At 57.8% G+C, this 16,408-nt stretch carries 7 protein-coding genes, 2 tRNA genes, 3 rRNA genes and 1 pseudogene; 7 read left to right on the top strand and 6 right to left on the bottom strand.

Annotated features, from left to right (window positions below):
- The first annotated feature begins 121 nt into the window (after nucleotides 1–121).
- The 3 genes from ACLRDN_RS02580 (at nucleotide 122) to ACLRDN_RS02570 (ending at nucleotide 1,921) form a co-directional block, all read left to right on the top strand.
- On the top strand, nucleotides 122–751 hold the full coding sequence (locus ACLRDN_RS02580) for a TetR/AcrR family transcriptional regulator (RefSeq protein WP_413458840.1): 630 nt from the start codon (nucleotides 122–124) through the stop codon (nucleotides 749–751).
- A gap of 152 nt (nucleotides 752–903) precedes the next feature.
- A complete protein-coding gene (locus ACLRDN_RS02575; protein WP_034338812.1) occupies nucleotides 904–1,569 on the top strand; it encodes a protein-L-isoaspartate O-methyltransferase family protein in 666 nt (221 codons plus the stop codon).
- 28 nt (nucleotides 1,570–1,597) lie between these two features.
- Nucleotides 1,598–1,921, top strand: coding sequence for a rhodanese-like domain-containing protein (locus ACLRDN_RS02570; RefSeq protein WP_134135591.1), 324 nt, complete (start codon nucleotides 1,598–1,600; stop codon nucleotides 1,919–1,921).
- A 162-nt stretch (nucleotides 1,922–2,083) separates the two neighbouring features.
- Here ACLRDN_RS02570 and ACLRDN_RS02565 read toward each other — a convergent pair whose 3' ends face one another.
- The gene (locus tag ACLRDN_RS02565) at nucleotides 2,084–2,728 is read right to left on the bottom strand and encodes a TetR family transcriptional regulator (protein ID WP_413458839.1); all 645 of its coding nucleotides are present in this window, start codon (nucleotides 2,726–2,728) and stop codon (nucleotides 2,084–2,086) included.
- A gap of 594 nt (nucleotides 2,729–3,322) precedes the next feature.
- Here ACLRDN_RS02565 and ACLRDN_RS02560 point away from each other — a divergent pair.
- Genes ACLRDN_RS02560 through ACLRDN_RS02550 form a run of 3 tightly spaced genes read left to right on the top strand, consistent with a single transcriptional unit; the run spans nucleotide 3,323 to nucleotide 9,143 of the window.
- Nucleotides 3,323–4,531, top strand: a complete 1,209-nt coding sequence (locus ACLRDN_RS02560) for an efflux RND transporter periplasmic adaptor subunit (RefSeq protein ID WP_413458838.1) — start codon at nucleotides 3,323–3,325, stop codon at nucleotides 4,529–4,531.
- Between the two features lie 11 nt (nucleotides 4,532–4,542).
- Nucleotides 4,543–7,689, top strand: coding sequence for an efflux RND transporter permease subunit (locus tag ACLRDN_RS02555; RefSeq protein ID WP_413458837.1), 3,147 nt, complete (start codon nucleotides 4,543–4,545; stop codon nucleotides 7,687–7,689).
- 2 nt (nucleotides 7,690–7,691) lie between these two features.
- Nucleotides 7,692–9,143: an efflux transporter outer membrane subunit gene (locus tag ACLRDN_RS02550; protein ID WP_413458836.1), complete on the top strand. Its 1,452-nt coding sequence runs from the start codon at nucleotides 7,692–7,694 to the stop codon at nucleotides 9,141–9,143.
- Between the two features lie 590 nt (nucleotides 9,144–9,733).
- On the opposite strand, the gene rrf is transcribed toward ACLRDN_RS02550, so the two are convergent.
- From rrf to ACLRDN_RS02525, 5 genes are all read right to left on the bottom strand, one after another.
- A 5S ribosomal RNA gene (gene rrf, locus ACLRDN_RS02545) occupies nucleotides 9,734–9,846 on the bottom strand.
- Nucleotides 9,847–9,986: 140 nt separating this feature from the next.
- A 23S ribosomal RNA gene (locus tag ACLRDN_RS02540) occupies nucleotides 9,987–12,858 on the bottom strand.
- Nucleotides 12,859–13,142: 284 nt separating this feature from the next.
- Nucleotides 13,143–13,218, bottom strand: a tRNA-Ala gene (locus ACLRDN_RS02535).
- Nucleotides 13,219–13,225: 7 nt separating this feature from the next.
- Nucleotides 13,226–13,302, bottom strand: a tRNA-Ile gene (locus ACLRDN_RS02530).
- A gap of 120 nt (nucleotides 13,303–13,422) precedes the next feature.
- Nucleotides 13,423–14,955, bottom strand: a 16S ribosomal RNA gene (locus ACLRDN_RS02525).
- The 16S, 23S and 5S rRNA genes sit together here with 2 tRNA genes alongside, the layout of an rRNA operon.
- Before the next feature lie 734 nt (nucleotides 14,956–15,689).
- Here ACLRDN_RS02525 and ACLRDN_RS02520 point away from each other — a divergent pair.
- Nucleotides 15,690–16,310 (top strand): annotated as a pseudogene (locus ACLRDN_RS02520) (NAD-dependent epimerase/dehydratase family protein); the annotation flags it as partial.
- Between the last annotated feature and the right edge of the window lie 98 nt (nucleotides 16,311–16,408).

Raw genomic sequence — 16,408 nt, 5'->3', positions numbered from 1 at the left:
GCATTGTAGTGCATCGGCCGGCGCGCGGTGCCGGCGGCTTGATCTGCCGCTCTTGATCTGGCCGCTTGACGACGGCGCGGCTTGCCACTTACAGTGCCCCGTCCCGCTTATCTTGTCTCTCATGTCTGCATCGGCCAAAGAACCGCGTTGGGAACGACGCAAGCAGGACCGCCCCCAGGAATTGCTGGCGGCGGCCTTGGAATTGTTTGTCGAACGTGGCTACGCCGCTACCCGCCTGGAAGACGTGGCCACCCGCGCGGGCGTCTCCAAGGGTACGCTCTATCTCTACTTCGATGGCAAGGAAAGCCTCTTCAAGTCGGTGGTCCGCACCAACGTGCTGCCCCTGCTGGACCAGGCCGAAGCCCGCATCGAAGGCCACGCCGGCAGCAGCGCCGAACTGCTGCGTGATCTCATCCTGCACTGGTGGCAGTCCGCCTCGCACTTCGGCGTGGCCGGCATCGCCAAGCTGATGGTGGCCGAATCCGGCAACTTCCCTGAACTTGCGCGCTTCTATCATGATGAAGTCACCGCGCGCGGGGATGCGACCGTGGTGCGCGTGCTCGAACGCGGCATGGCACGCGGGGAATTCCGCCGGGTCGATGCCGAGGCCATGAAAAAAGTCATCGTCGCACCCCTCATCATGCTGATGCTGTGGGAGCAGTCACTTGCACCCTGCGCTGCCACGCCCATTGATCCGCTGGCCTACCTGGAGAGCATGATCGACCTTTGCCTGAACGGGCTCAAAGCCTGACATCGGCCTGTCGCGCTCGCATTGCATTGAGGAAAACCCGCAACAGAAGCGCCACCAGCGGTTTTTTCGGCGCATAGATGGGCTGATTAGCCGGGCGGTGTTTGCTAAAATGCTGCCTTTCCGTCGCTATTAGATTAGATCGAGCCAACGCCATGAATATCGAACAAGCCCGCTTCAACATGATCGAGCAGCAAATCCGCCCCTGGAACGTGCTGGCGCAAGACGTGCTGGACCTGCTGATGGTCGTCAAGCGTGAAGAATTCGTCCCGGCCGCCTATCGCAGCCTGGCCTTCTTCGACACCGAGATCCCGCTGCCGGGTGGTGAAAACATGCTGGCCCCGAAGATCGAAGCGCGCATCCTGCAGGAAGCCAATGTGAAGAAACACGAATACGTGCTGGAAATCGGCGCAGGTTCGGGCTACATGGCAGCCCTGCTGGCGCACAAGGCGCGTCACGTGACGACCGTGGAAATCTCGCCGGAACTGAAGGCCCTGGCCGAACAGAACCTGTCGGACTACGGCGTGGCCAACGTCGACGTGCAGCTGGGCAATGGCGCGCAAGGCTGGACCGGCGCCGATGGCAAGGCTGGCGAATACGACGTCATCGTCATCTCGGGCTCGCTGCCGCTGCTGCCGGAGTCCTTCGGCAAGCAACTCAAGATCGGCGGCCGCCTGCTGGCCATCGTCGGTTCGGCCCCGGTGATGGAACTGCAACTGATCACCCGCACCTCGGAACACGCCTTCGAGACCGTCAACATCGTGGAAACCCTGGCCAAGCCGCTGCACGCAGCGATCACGCCGTCCCACTTCACGTTCTGAGCCGGCAGGCCGAGACAGGAAAAGCATCATGGAGCACATCTCTGCCCCGGAACTGGCGGCCTGGATCAACGATCCCGACCGCCCCACCCCCTTGCTGCTGGATGTGCGCGAACCCTGGGAACACCAGACCTGCCACATCGCCGGCTCGCAGCTGGTACCGATGAACACCATTCCCGGCCGCTTCTCGGAGCTGGACGAGGAACAGCCGGTGGTCTGCATCTGCCATCACGGCGGCCGCAGCATGCAGGTCGCGGCCTTCCTGGAACGCCAGGGCTTTACCAAGGTCATCAACCTCAGCGGCGGCGTCCATGCCTGGGCTGCCCAGGTGGATCCTTCGATGCCGACCTATTGAGCCCGGTTTTTTGGTTTATTGATTCATATCGCATTCTGGCCGGCGGGCGCCATGCACATGGCGCAGGCCGGTCAGGCGGGGGCCGGGTTCTCCGGCCTGCCTGAATTCCCTTCCGTTTTATCCTGATTCTTCATATCGCCTGAAACCGCCTGGGTTAGGGGCTCACTCCGGCTGCGCCTTCTGCAGCGACGGTGCGGTCTTGAGCGCGTAGAGCGAGGCCGCCAGGATGCGCTCGCCATCCTTGACCAGGTCGAAACTGTCGGGGGAAAAGAACCAGTCCGTGAGCAAGCCGCTGAAGCTGGCATGCGCCGACAGACAGGCCAGGCGGATATCGAACGTGGCCGGAAGCTGGCCGCGTGCCACCGCATTGAGCAGGATCTGCTCCAGCCGCAGCAATCCGTCCACATGGCACTCGCGCTGGCGAATCAGGATGGGGTCATGCGCGTCGGCGAATTCACACTTGTTGAAGATGATGTCGAACACGCGCCGGCAGCGCTCATCGGTCGCCGCCATGGTCAATACATAGATGCCGCTGCGCAGGAACTGGCCCAGCGGGTCTTCGACCTGCGGGCTGGCGTTTTCTTCCAACACCGCTTCCATGGGCAGGCGCACGCGTTCACACATGGCGTCGAACAGGTCGCTCTTGTTCTTGAAGTGCCAGTAGATGGCCCCGCGCGTGACCTCAGCGGCTTTGGCCACATCGGCCAGCGAGGTCTGCGAGACGCCGCGCTCATGGAACACCTGCTCGGCCGCATCGAGGATGCGGGCACGCGTTTCCAGCGCTTCTTCCTTGGTCGATCGGGCCATGTCAGCAGACTCTCGTGTAAATGGCCATGGCGCAGGCCCTCAGGCGCACCACTGGGCGGCCGTGTTGCGGATGCACATCACCCGGAACCGGCGGAGTTTCGTCAAAGGCTTCATGTGCGCAATTATGGTCATGAAGAAGTAAGTGAGTTTCGTGCACAATATCAGGGCGTCAGATTCGTCTAACCAGCAGCTCGGCCAGTGGCTCGTGGGCATGGCAGAGCTCAGGTTCAGACCAGCGGAAACGGCATGAGAGTAGCTTTCGAACCAAAATGCAAGGAATCGCTCATATTTTGCTACGCCGTTTCGAACAAGTTTGATAAATTAATGTGATGTTGAGAAGAAATACATACATTCATGGATGTATGTATAATAGCATCCGCTTCAAGTCCCTGCCGTTCATCATCTGCAAAAAAATTCATCACCCTGGTAGGAAGGGGGTGGGGACTTTTTTGCATTGCAACAATCTGTGACCCGGCTCATCCATCCCCTCCACCACCGGATGACAGGCACAGCATCATCGTCGTGACCGGTTCTACCGAATTCGTTTCATCGCCGCCCCTGGCGGCTTCAACTTTACTTTCGTGCGAGATATCTATGAGCTCAGTCAGTCGTTTCACGCGCCTCACCATGACCGTCGCCGTTGCCGCCGCGCTGGTTGCCTGCGGACAGAAACCCGCCGCGCAAGGCGGCCAGATGCCGCCGGCCGAGGTGTCGGTGGTGACCATCGCCCCGCAGCGCGTGGCCATCACCAATGAACTGCCGGGCCGGGTGGAAGCTTTCCGCGTGGCGCAGGTGCGTGCGCGGGTGGCCGGCATCGTGCAAAAGCGCGTCTTCAAGGAAGGCAGCGAGGTCAAGGAGGGCCAGGTGCTCTTCAAGATCGATCCGGCCCAGTACAAGGCCAGCCTGGAAAGCGCACAAGCCACGCTGGCACGCGCCCAGGCCAACCTGACGCAAACCTCGCTGACCGCCCAGCGCTACAAGCCGCTGGTGGAAGTCAACGCCGTCTCCAAGCAGGAATATGACAACGCCGTGGCCGCCCAGAAGCAGGCCGAAGCCGATGTCGCCGCCGGCAAGGCCGCCGTGCAGACGGCCAACCTGAACCTGGGTTATGCCACCGTGACCTCGCCCATCTCCGGCCGCATCGGCCGCGCGCTGGTGACCGAAGGTGCACTGGTGGGCCAGGGAGACGCTACCCAGCTGGCCCTGGTGCAGCAGCTCGATCCGGTCTACGTCAACGTGACCCAGTCCAGCGCCGACCTGTTGAAGTTGCAGCAGGCCATGGCCGCCGGCCAGTTGAAGAGCGTGGGCGAGAACAAGGCCAGCGTGACCCTGGTGCTGGAAAACGGCCAGGCTTACGAACAGCCGGGCAAGCTGCTGTTCTCCGACATCAGCGTGGATGAAAGCACCGGTTCGGTCTCGCTGCGCGCCGAATTCCCCAACCCCAAGCGCCTGCTGCTGCCGGGTACCTACGTGCGTACCAAGATCGAGCAAGCCGTGGACGAACAGGCCCTGCTGGTGCCGCAACAAGCGGTCACGCGCGAAGCCGGCGGCTCCTCGGTGATGGTGGTCAATGCCGAGAGCAAGGTCGAGGCACGTCCGGTCAAGACGGGCGGCGCACGCGGCAACAACTGGCAGGTCATCGATGGTTTGAAGGAAGGTGATCGCGTCATCGTGGAAGGCCTGCAGAAGGTCCGCCCGGGCGCCACCGTCAAGCCGGTCCAATGGAATCCGGCGGGCGCTCCCGCACAAGCTTCTGGCCAGCCGGCCAAGCAAGAGGCGAGCGCCCAACCGAAAGCTAACTAAGAGGCTGCCAGATGGGAAAGTTCTTTATTGATCGCCCCGTATTTGCGTGGGTGCTAGCGATCTTCATCATGCTGGGCGGTGCGCTGGCCATTACCGGCTTGCCGGTGGCCCAGTACCCCAGCATTGCGCCACCGACCATCGTGGTCACGGCCACTTATCCGGGTGCGACCGCGCAGACCCTGGACGATTCGGTGACCAGCCTGATCGAACAGGAAATGAACGGCGCCGATGGCCTGCAATACATCGAGTCGCAAAGCCAGGCCAACGGCCAGGTGCAGATCACCATTACCTTCTCGCCGGAAACCAATCCGGACCTGGCGGCGGTGGATGTGCAGAACCGCTTGAAGCGCGTCGAGGCCCGCCTGCCGGCAGCCGTGACGCAACAGGGCGTGCAGGTGACCAAGTCGCGTTCCAACTTCCTGCTCTTCATCGGTTTGTCCTCCACCGATGGCAAGCTTGATCCGGTGGCGCTGGGTGACTACCTGTCACGCAACGTCTTGAACGAAATCAAGCGCGTGCCCGGCGTGGGCCAGGCGCAGCTGTTCGGTACCGAACGCGCCATGCGCATCTGGATCGATCCGAACAAGCTGATCGGCCTGAGCCTGACCCCGGCCGACGTGACGGCCGCCATCACCGCGCAGAACGCGCTGGTGGCCGGCGGCACCCTGGGCGCGCTGCCCAGCCCGGGTACCCAGCAGATCGCGGCCACCGTGGTGGTCAACGGCCAGCTGACCTCGCCCGAGCAGTTCGGCAACATCGTGCTGCGTGCCAATGCCAATGGTTCCAGCGTGCGCCTGCGCGACGTGGCCCGCATCGAAGTGGGTGGCCAGAGCTATGACACCTCCGGCCGCCTGGATGGCAAGCCTTCGTCGTTCATCGGCGTGCAGCTGTCGCCGACCGCCAATGCGCTGGGGACGGCTACCGCCGTACACAAGAAGATGGAAGAGCTGGCCAAGTATTTCCCGGCCGGCGTGAAGTACACCATCCCTTACGACACCTCCAAGTTCGTCAAGATCTCGATCGAGGAAGTAGTCAAGACCCTGATCGAAGCCATCGTGCTGGTGTTCCTGGTGATGTTCCTGTTCCTGCAGAACATCCGCTACACCATCATCCCGACCATCGTGGTGCCGGTGGCGCTGCTGGGTACCTTTGCCACGCTGCTGCTGTTCGGTTTCTCGATCAACGTGCTGACCATGTTCGGCATGGTGCTGGCCATCGGTATCCTGGTGGACGACGCGATCGTGGTGGTGGAAAACGTCGAACGCATCATGAGCGAGGAAGGTCTCTCGCCGGCTGACGCGACCCGCAAGGCCATGGGCCAGATCAGCGGCGCGCTGATCGGTATCACGCTGGTGCTCATCGCCGTGTTCATCCCGATGGCCTTCTTCGGTGGCGCCGTGGGCGCGATCTATCGCCAGTTCTCGCTGTCGATGGTGGCTTCCATGGTGTTCTCGGTGCTGATGGCCTTTACCCTCACACCGGCTCTGTGCGCGACCATCCTCAAGCCTGTTGAGAAGGGTCACCACCACGAGAAGAAGGGCTTCTTCGGCTGGTTCAACCGCAAGTTCAACGTCACCGCCAATGCCTATCAGGGCGTGATCGGCAAGATGCTCAGCAAGGCCGGCCGCTACATGATCGTCTACGTGGTGATCGTGGCCTGCGTGGGCTTGCTGTACGTGCGCCTGCCGGCCTCGTTCCTGCCCAACGAAGACCAGGGCTACATCATCACCAACGTCCAGCTGCCGCCTGGCGCCAGCACCGGACGTACGATCGAGGTGGTCAAGAAGATCGAGGAGCATTACCTGAAGGATCCGGCAGTGGAACACGCCATTGCGGTGCTGGGCTATTCGTTCTCCGGCAACGGCCAGAACGCGGCGCTGGTGTTCACCCCGCTGAAGGACTGGTCCGAGCGCGACAAGTCGCAATCGGCCGATGCGATTGCCGGCAAGGCCTTCGGGGCCTTCTCGCAGATCAAGGATGCGATCGTCTTCCCGCTGAACCCGCCGCCGATTCCGGAACTGGGTAATGCAACGGGCTTCACCTTCCGTCTGCAGGACCGTGCCGGCCTGGGTCACGCGGCGCTGGTGCAGGCACGCAACCAGATCCTGGGCATGGCCTCGCAGAGCAAGGTGCTGGCCGGTGTGCGTCCGGAAGGCCTGGAAGATGCGCCGCAGCTGCAACTGGACATCGACCGCGACAAGGCCAATGCGCTGGGCGTGCCGTTCTCGACGATCAACAGCGTGCTCTCCACGGCGCTGGGTTCGTCCTATGTGAACGACTTCCCCAACCTGGGCCGCCAGCAACGCGTGATCGTGCAGGCTGACGCCAACCGTCGCCTGCAACCTGAAGATCTGACCAACCTGTATGCCCGCAACGCCAACGGCGGGATGGTGCCCTTCTCGGCCTTCGTGACGGCCAAGTGGATCAACGGCCCCGTGCAGCTGATCCGCTACAACGGCTATCCGGCCATGAAGATCGCCGGTGGCGCAGCCCCTGGCCGCAGTACCGGTGAAGCCATGGCCGAGATGGAATCCTATGTGGCCAAGCTGCCGCCGGGCTTCGGTTTCGAGTGGACCGGCCAGTCGCTGGAAGAGAAGACCTCCGGCAACCAGGCTCCGGCGCTGTATGCCCTGTCGCTCATCGCCGTGTTCCTCGTGCTGGCCGCGCTCTATGAAAGTACCTCGATCCCGCTGGCGGTGATGCTGGTGGTGCCGCTGGGTATCCTCGGTGCGCTCTTGGGGGTGACGCTGCGCGCCATGCCCAATGACGTGTACTTCAAGGTGGGGATGATTGCGGTGGTGGGTCTGTCGGCCAAGAACGCGATTCTGATCATCGAGTTCGCCAAGGATCTGCAGGCGCAGGGCAAGGGATTGATCGAAGCGACGCTGGAAGCGGTGCACCTGCGCTTCCGTCCGATCATCATGACCTCGCTGGCCTTCATCCTCGGCGTGCTGCCGCTGGCCATCGCCTCTGGCGCCGGTTCGGCCAGCCAGCGCGCCATCGGTACCGGCGTGATGGGCGGCATGATCACCGCCACCGTGCTGGCCGTGTTCCTGGTGCCGATCTTCTTCGTGGTCGTGCGCAAGATTTTCAAGGGCAGCGAGCGTCAGCGCAAGTTTGACGCCGACCACTCGCCCAAGATCAATAGTGGAGAATGACAATGGCTAATCTGTCGTTGCCGCGCTCGCCTCGCCTGCTGCAGTTGTGCGCAGCGCTGATGGTGGCCGGTGTACTGGGGGGCTGCTCGCTGGCTCCCACCTATGAACGTCCGCAAGCCCCGGTGGAAACGGCCTACCCGGCCGATGCCGCCGGCCGTGCCGAACTGCAGGCCGTCAACCTGGGCTGGCGCCAGTTCTTCCCGGACCAGCGTCTGCAGCAACTGATCGCAGCGGCCCTGGAGAACAACCGTGACCTGCGTACCGCCGTGCTCAATATCGAGGAAGCGCGTGCGCAGTACCAGATCGCCCGCGCTGACCTGCTACCCAACCTGAACGTCACCGGCAGCGCCGCGCGCTCGCGCTCTTCGGCCAGCCAGTCGCTGACCGGACAGCCGTTCATCAGCAACAGCTATCAGGTGGGCCTGGCGGTGCCGGCCTACGAACTGGACTTCTTCGGCCGTGTGCGCAACTTGAAGGATGCCGCGCTGGCGACCTATCTCTCCACCGAAGAAGCGCAGAAGTCGGCGCAGATCAGCCTGGTTGCCCAGGTGGCCCAGGCTTATCTGTCCGAGCGTTCCTATGCGGAACAGCTGCAGCTGGCCAATGACACGCTCAAATCGCGCGAGTCCAACCTCGACCTGGCGCAAAAGCGCCTCGACGTGGGCGCCAGCTCGGCGCTGGATTTCCGCCTGACGCAGACGCTGGTGGAGTCGGCCCGTGTATCGAAGTCCCAGCTGGAACGCCAGCGCGCGCAAGCCGAGAATGCGCTGACATTGCTGGTCGGCAAAAAGGTCGGTGACCTGCCGCCGGCACAGCTGCTGACGGATGAAAAGATCGTCACCGATATTCCGGCGGGCTTGCCTTCCGATCTGCTGACCAATCGTCCGGACATCCGCTCGGCCGAGCAGAGTTTGCTGGCGGCCAATGCCAATATCGGCGCGGCACGAGCGGCGTTCTTCCCGCGCATTTCGCTCACCGGCAGCTTCGGCAGTGCCAGCAACACGCTCAATCGCTTGTTTGAATCGGGTTCGGGGGCATGGAGTTTTGGCCCCTCGCTGTCCTTGCCGATCTTCGACTTCGGCCGTAACAGTGCCAATCTGGATCTGGCTGAAGTACGCAAGAACAAGGCTGTGGTGACTTACGAGAAGACCATCCAGACGGCCTTCCGCGAAGTGGCTGACGCCTTGGTGGCGCGCGGGACACTGGACGACCAGGTCAAGGCCCAGGAAGCTTTCCTGGCAGCACAGCAGGAACGCCTGAAGCTGACCGACCTGCGCTTCAAGAATGGCATTGCCTCTTCGCTGGATCAGCTCGATGCGCAACGTGACCTGTTCTCGGCGCAGCAGGCCTTGATTCAGGCGCGGCAGCTGCGCCTGAACAATGCGATTGATCTGTACAAGGCGCTGGGTGGGGGCATGAATGAGAATACCGTGAGCGTGGCGGCGAAGCAGTAAATCGTCGTTCTCTCCGGGTCAGGATGCACCCGCGATAGCAATAAAAAAGCCGGCTTTGCCGGCTTTTTTATTGTCTGTAGTTTTGGAAGGGTGAGGTCGCGCTGCCAATGCCTGCGGTTGTATGTCAGCGCGTGAGTTGTTCCCGAATCTTAGATTTTTACCTGTGCATAAATTAACTGCTGCCGGGGCTGCTGGCGCAGGCTGTGTATAAATCTAAGGTTTGGATTCCCAGGCATCGCTTGTGATGGGCAGTTGCGGCCGATTGAGTGCCTTAGATCCTAAATGTCTGTCTATAAAAAAATGCACAGCGGCTGGCAGGATTCGCTTCTGGCTGTGAATAAAACTAAGAACAGACGTTGATCGTCGGCAGGAGGAGTTGGCAGTAGCAACAGTTTTTGGTGCGCTGATTGGTGGGGACTGCGTCTGGCACCGGCCAGACTGCATGCAGTGCATCGTTTCTGTGGCTGGCTGAACCTGGTTGCCCCGATCATCCGAACCGTACCTGGCCTCAACTGCCCTGCAGTCACAAACCGAACGCACAAAACAAAAACCCTCGCTACTTTCGTAACGAGGGTTCTTGAGGATAACAAGCCTGACGATGACCTACTTTCACACTGGTTGCAGCACTATCATCGGCGCGAAGTCGTTTCACGGTCCTGTTCGGGATGGGAAGGGGTGGTACCAACTTGCTATAGTCATCAGGCATAACTTGTAAAGCCAGTTGCTCTCGATGGAGCAGCAACTAACCCAAACTGGAAGAAGTATTTAATAGATTCTTGGGGTGTGATGCACTAGGGCAAACACAATATATGCTCAACTTGTCTATAACAGAGCTAATGTTATAGGAACAAGCCGCACGGGCAATTAGTATCAGTTAGCTTAACGCATTACTGCGCTTCCACACCTGACCTATCAACGTCCTGGTCTCGAACGACCCTTTAGGGGAATCTAGTTCCCGGGAAGTCTCATCTCAAGGCGAGTTTCCCGCTTAGATGCTTTCAGCGGTTATCTCTTCCGAACTTAGCTACTCGGCAATGCCACTGGCGTGACAACCGATACACCAGAGGTTCGTCCACTCCGGTCCTCTCGTACTAGGAGCAGCCCCCTTCAAACTTCCAACGCCCACGGCAGATAGGGACCAAACTGTCTCACGACGTTTTAAACCCAGCTCACGTACCACTTTAAATGGCGAACAGCCATACCCTTGGGACCGGCTACAGCCCCAGGATGTGATGAGCCGACATCGAGGTGCCAAACTCCCCCGTCGATATGAACTCTTGGGAGGAATCAGCCTGTTATCCCCAGAGTACCTTTTATCCGTTGAGCGATGGCCCTTCCATACAGAACCACCGGATCACTATGTCCTACTTTCGTACCTGCTCGACTTGTCAGTCTCGCAGTTAAGCACGCTTATGCCATTGCACTATTAGCACGATGTCCGACCGTACCTAGCGTACCTTCGAACTCCTCCGTTACACTTTGGGAGGAGACCGCCCCAGTCAAACTGCCTACCATGCACTGTCCCCGATCCGGATAACGGATCAAGGTTAGAACCTCAAACAAACCAGGGTGGTATTTCAAGGTTGGCTCCATAGGAACTAGCGTCCCTACTTCAAAGCCTCCCACCTATCCTACACAGATTGGTTCAAAGTCCAATGCAAAGCTACAGTAAAGGTTCATGGGGTCTTTCCGTCTAGCCGCGGGTAGATTGCATCATCACAAACATTTCAACTTCGCTGAGTCTCGGGAGGAGACAGTGTGGCCATCGTTACGCCATTCGTGCAGGTCGGAACTTACCCGACAAGGAATTTCGCTACCTTAGGACCGTTATAGTTACGGCCGCCGTTTACTGGGACTTCAATCAAGAGCTTGCACCCCATCATTTAATCTTCCAGCACCGGGCAGGCGTCACACCCTATACGTCCACTTTCGTGTTTGCAGAGTGCTGTGTTTTTATTAAACAGTCGCAGCCACCATTTTATTGCAACCCTTTTGTCCTTCTGGCGCAGGCCAGTCAAACTACTTGGGCGTACCTTATCCCGAAGTTACGGTACCAATTTGCCGAGTTCCTTCTCCCGAGTTCTCTCAAGCGCCTTAGAATACTCATCTCGCCCACCTGTGTCGGTTTGCGGTACGGTCTCGTTAGACTGAAGCTTAGAGGCTTTTCTTGGAACCACTTCCGATTGCTTCGCGAACAAGTTCGCTCGTCTCACACCCTTGAATTACGCTGCCGGATTTGCCTAACAGCCTTCTTCGATGCAAAAACCGACTATTCCAACAGTCGGACAACCTTCCGCGATCCGTCCCCCCATCGCATCTAACGACGGTGCAGGAATATTAACCTGCTTCCCATCAGCTACGCATCTCTGCCTCGCCTTAGGGGCCGACTCACCCTGCTCCGATGAACGTTGAACAGGAAACCTTGGGCTTACGGCGTGCGGGCTTTTCACCCGCATTATCGCTACTCATGTCAGCATTCGCACTTCTGATACCTCCAGCATCCTTTACAAGACACCTTCACAGGCTTACAGAACGCTCTCCTACCATATCCTTACGGATATCCGCAGCTTCGGTGACTGGCTTAGCCCCGTTACATCTTCCGCGCAGGACGACTCGATCAGTGAGCTATTACGCTTTCTTTAAAGGATGGCTGCTTCTAAGCCAACCTCCTGACTGTTTTAGCCTTCCCACTTCGTTTTCCACTTAGCCAATCTTTGGGACCTTAGCTGGCGGTCTGGGTTGTTTCCCTCTTGACGTCGGACGTTAGCACCCGGCGTCTGTCTCCCAAGCTCGCACTCATCGGTATTCGGAGTTTGCAATGGTTTGGTAAGTCGCGATGACCCCCTAGCCATAACAGTGCTCTACCCCCGATGGTGATACTTGAGGCACTACCTAAATAGTTTTCGGAGAGAACCAGCTATTTCCAAGTTTGTTTAGCCTTTCACCCCTATCCACAGCTCATCCCCTAATTTTTCAACATTAGTGGGTTCGGTCCTCCAGTGCGTGTTACCGCACCTTCAACCTGGCCATGGATAGATCACTTGGTTTCGGGTCTACACCCAGCGACTGAACGCCCTATTCGGACTCGATTTCTCTGCGCCTTCCCTATTCGGTTAAGCTTGCCACTGAATGTAAGTCGCTGACCCATTATACAAAAGGTACGCAGTCACCCCTTACGAGGCTCCTACTGTTTGTATGCACACGGTTTCAGGATCTATTTCACTCCCCTTCCGGGGTTCTTTTCGCCTTTCCCTCACGGTACTGGTTCACTATCGGTCGATTACGAGTATTTAGCCTTGGAGGATGGTCCCCCCATGTTCAGACAGGATTTCACGTGTCCCGCCCTACTTGTCGCAAGCCTAGTTCCACACCATCGATTTCGCATACGGGGCTATCACCCACTATGGCCGGACTTTCCATTCCGTTTTGCTATCGTTGATGCTAAATCTTGCAGGCTGATCCCATTTCGCTCGCCACTACTTTGGGAATCTCGGTTGATTTCTTTTCCTGTAGCTACTTAGATGTTTCAGTTCGCCACGTTCGCTTCGTTACCCTATGTATTCAGATAACGATGACCTTACGGCCGGGTTTCCCCATTCGGAAATCTGCGGATCAAAGCTTGTTTGCCAGCTCCCCGCAGCTTATCGCAAGCTACTACGTCCTTCATCGCCTGTAATCGCCAAGGCATCCACCATGTGCACTTATTCGCTTGTTCCTATAACGTTAGCCTCTTTTGCAAGAGCGTTATATGAAGCGTTGAGTTTTAGCGTTTGCCGTATTCCAAAGTAAGTCTTCTAATTGCTAAGATCACTTCGTAATACTTTGATTGATACAATCACACCCATTTTTACTTTCGCAAGAACCGAAGTCCTGGCGATCGTTTAAATGAATCTTTACTTCTTCCAGATTGTTAAAGAACAAAAACAGCCATTGATCGTAAAAGATCAAACCTAAATCACTACGTCATACGCATAACGCTGACTTAGGTTTGACATTTCTTGGTGGAGGTTGACGGGATCGAACCGACGACCCCCTGCTTGCAAAGCAGGTGCTCTCCCAGCTGAGCTAAACCCCCGAAACTTTGGTGGGTCTGGTTGGGCTCGAACCAACGACCCCCGCGTTATCAACACGGTGCTCTAACCAGCTGAGCTACAGACCCGCTTGGATCAGTATCAGTAGCAAGTCATCACAGCGTTGTGCTGCAGACCGTGCTTCACCAAATAACTGTTCTTGATTTACAGCCGATAAGTGTGGACGCTTAACTTCGTGCGCACTCTAGAAAGGAGGTGATCCAGCCGCACCTTCCGATACGGCTACCTTGTTACGACTTCACCCCAGTCACGAATCCTACCGTGGTGAGCGCCCTCCTTGCGGTTAGGCTACCCACTTCTGGTAAAACCCGCTCCCATGGTGTGACGGGCGGTGTGTACAAGACCCGGGAACGTATTCACCGCGACATGCTGATCCGCGATTACTAGCGATTCCAACTTCATGGAGTCGAGTTGCAGACTCCAATCCGGACTACGATACACTTTCTGGGATTAGCTCCCCCTCGCGGGTTGGCGGCCCTCTGTATGTACCATTGTATGACGTGTGAAGCCCTACCCATAAGGGCCATGAGGACTTGACGTCATCCCCACCTTCCTCCGGTTTGTCACCGGCAGTCTCATTAGAGTGCCCTTTCGTAGCAACTAATGACAAGGGTTGCGCTCGTTGCGGGACTTAACCCAACATCTCACGACACGAGCTGACGACAGCCATGCAGCACCTGTGTGATGGTTCTCTTTCGAGCACTCCCAAATCTCTTCGGGATTCCATCCATGTCAAGGGTAGGTAAGGTTTTTCGCGTTGCATCGAATTAATCCACATCATCCACCGCTTGTGCGGGTCCCCGTCAATTCCTTTGAGTTTTAATCTTGCGACCGTACTCCCCAGGCGGTCTACTTCACGCGTTAGCTGCGTTACCAAGTCAATTAAGACCCGACAACTAGTAGACATCGTTTAGGGCGTGGACTACCAGGGTATCTAATCCTGTTTGCTCCCCACGCTTTCGTGCATGAGCGTCAGTGTTATCCCAGGGGGCTGCCTTCGCCATCGGTATTCCTCCACATATCTACGCATTTCACTGCTACACGTGGAATTCTACCCCCCTCTGACACACTCTAGCCGTGCAGTCTCAAATGCAATTCCCAGGTTGAGCCCGGGGATTTCACATCTGACTTACACAACCGCCTGCGCACGCTTTACGCCCAGTAATTCCGATTAACGCTTGCACCCTACGTATTACCGCGGCTGCTGGCACGTAGTTAGCCGGTGCTTATTCTTCAGGTACCGTCATTAGTAATAGATATTAGCTACTACCGTTTCTTCCCTGACAAAAGAGCTTTACAACCCGAAGGCCTTCTTCACTCACGCGGCATTGCTGGATCAGGGTTGCCCCCATTGTCCAAAATTCCCCACTGCTGCCTCCCGTAGGAGTCTGGGCCGTGTCTCAGTCCCAGTGTGGCTGGTCGTCCTCTCAGACCAGCTACTGATCGTCGCCTTGGTAGGCTTTTACCCCACCAACTAGCTAATCAGATATCGGCCGCTCCAGGAGCATGAGGTCTTGCGATCCCCCACTTTCATCCGTAGATCGTATGCGGTATTAGCTAGTCTTTCGACTAGTTATCCCCCACTCTAGGGCACGTTCCGATATATTACTCACCCGTTCGCCACTCGCCATCAGGAGCAAGCTCCTATGCTGCCGTTCGACTTGCATGTGTAAGGCATGCCGCCAGCGTTCAATCTGAGCCAGGATCAAACTCTTTAGTTTAATCTCTGTTTTGTGTCATTTCTGACTACCCCGAAGGGCATCGCTCTCTCAAAATACTGACAGGTAATTTCTTGCGAACTTACCTATATTTCTTGTGAGCATTTAATATTTAAAGTTTCCAGAACCGAAGTTCTGTCGCACTTCATTAAACGCCCACGCTTATCGGCTGTTAATTTTTAAAGATCTTGTCTGCCGCAAACGCGCTTGGCGCTGTTTGCATCGCTGCGAATCGTTTTGTTCGTCAGCAGCAGAGAAACGAGAGTATGTAGCAGTTTGTTTATCGCGTCAACTACTTTTTTGCGATTCGTTTTAAATTTTTTTCGTCTTCGCTTTTGCTACCGCTTCGACTACTTCCATTTAAAACGCCTTACAACCTGCTTCACACCTCTTTGCTTCGCCCACCTTCGTCGCTCTGTTTTTCAACTTCGCTTCGTGTGTCGCGTCAGCAGGGGGCGAACTATAGCAACGGCCCACCCACCGCGCAAGTACTTTTTGAAAAATAATCGAAAATAATTTAGCTCGCGGTTTTCAGCCGGGTCCTGCCTGATCCAAAGGCATATGAAGATTGCGTCCCACCATCGGCATGGCGCGGGCATCTCCCCCGCCACCAAGAAAGAAATTTCCCCGGCCCGGTCCATGCAAATCAGCGGAGTCTGCTCAATTCCCTATATAGAGGGAGCGGCTCGGCCAGATGCTATCCTTGTCTCCCCTTAGTTTGCTCCTGTATCTATCTCATGCACATCCTTGTCACTGGCGCCTCGGGCTTCGTCGGCCAAGCCTTGCTGGGCCGACTCGCCTGGGAAGGTCAACACCAGCTACGTGCCGCTTATCGATCTGTGCCTGCGCCGCAGCCACTGCTCAAGGACGTCGACGCCGTGACCATCGGAGATCTGGGTGCCGAGACCGATTGGGCGCCAGCACTGCGGGCTATCGAGACCGTTGTTCATTGCGCCGCTCGCGTGCATGTCATGGACGATACCGCAGCCGATCCCTTGTCTGAATTTCGCCGCATCAACGTCGCCGGCACCCTGGCCCTGGCCCGCCAGGCCGAAGCGGCAGGCGTCAAGCGTTTCATCTTCATCAGCTCGATCAAGGTCAACGGAGAGAGGACCGAACCCGGGCGTCCCTACACCGCCGAAGACGCACCCGCCCCAGGCGATCCCTACGGCGTCTCAAAGATGGAAGCCGAACAAGCCTTGCTGGCGTTGGCGCGCACCGGTGAAATGGAAGTGGTGATCATCCGCCCCGTGCCGGTCTACGGACCGGGCGTCAAGGCCAACTTCCTGAGCATGATGCGGTGGCTGGATAGAGGCGTGCCCCGGCCCCTTGGCGGCATCGACACCAATCGCCGCAGCCTGGTTGCCCTGGACAACCTGGTGGATCTGATCCACGTGTGCCTGTCCCATCCTTGCGCGGCCGGGCAGATATTGCTGGCCTCTGACGGCGAGGACCT

Source organism: Herbaspirillum huttiense, from assembly GCF_047300815.1.
Lineage (GTDB): Bacteria > Pseudomonadota > Gammaproteobacteria > Burkholderiales > Burkholderiaceae_D > Herbaspirillum > Herbaspirillum huttiense_A.
The sequence above is the reverse complement of the archived record's forward strand: the minus strand, read 5'-3'. Positions and strand labels throughout refer to the sequence as shown.

Bases quoted from the DNA above. Each gene is read 5' to 3' on its own strand.
- ACLRDN_RS02580 (WP_413458840.1), top strand. From the start codon at position 122: ATGTCTGCATCGGCCAAAGAACCGCGTTGGGAACGACGCAAGCAGGAC.
- ACLRDN_RS02575 (WP_034338812.1), top strand. From the start codon at position 904: ATGAATATCGAACAAGCCCGCTTCAACATGATCGAGCAGCAAATCCGC.
- ACLRDN_RS02570 (WP_134135591.1), top strand. From the start codon at position 1,598: ATGGAGCACATCTCTGCCCCGGAACTGGCGGCCTGGATCAACGATCCC.
- ACLRDN_RS02565 (WP_413458839.1), bottom strand. From the start codon at position 2,728: ATGGCCCGATCGACCAAGGAAGAAGCGCTGGAAACGCGTGCCCGCATC.
- ACLRDN_RS02560 (WP_413458838.1), top strand. From the start codon at position 3,323: ATGAGCTCAGTCAGTCGTTTCACGCGCCTCACCATGACCGTCGCCGTT.
- ACLRDN_RS02555 (WP_413458837.1), top strand. From the start codon at position 4,543: ATGGGAAAGTTCTTTATTGATCGCCCCGTATTTGCGTGGGTGCTAGCG.
- ACLRDN_RS02550 (WP_413458836.1), top strand. From the start codon at position 7,692: ATGGCTAATCTGTCGTTGCCGCGCTCGCCTCGCCTGCTGCAGTTGTGC.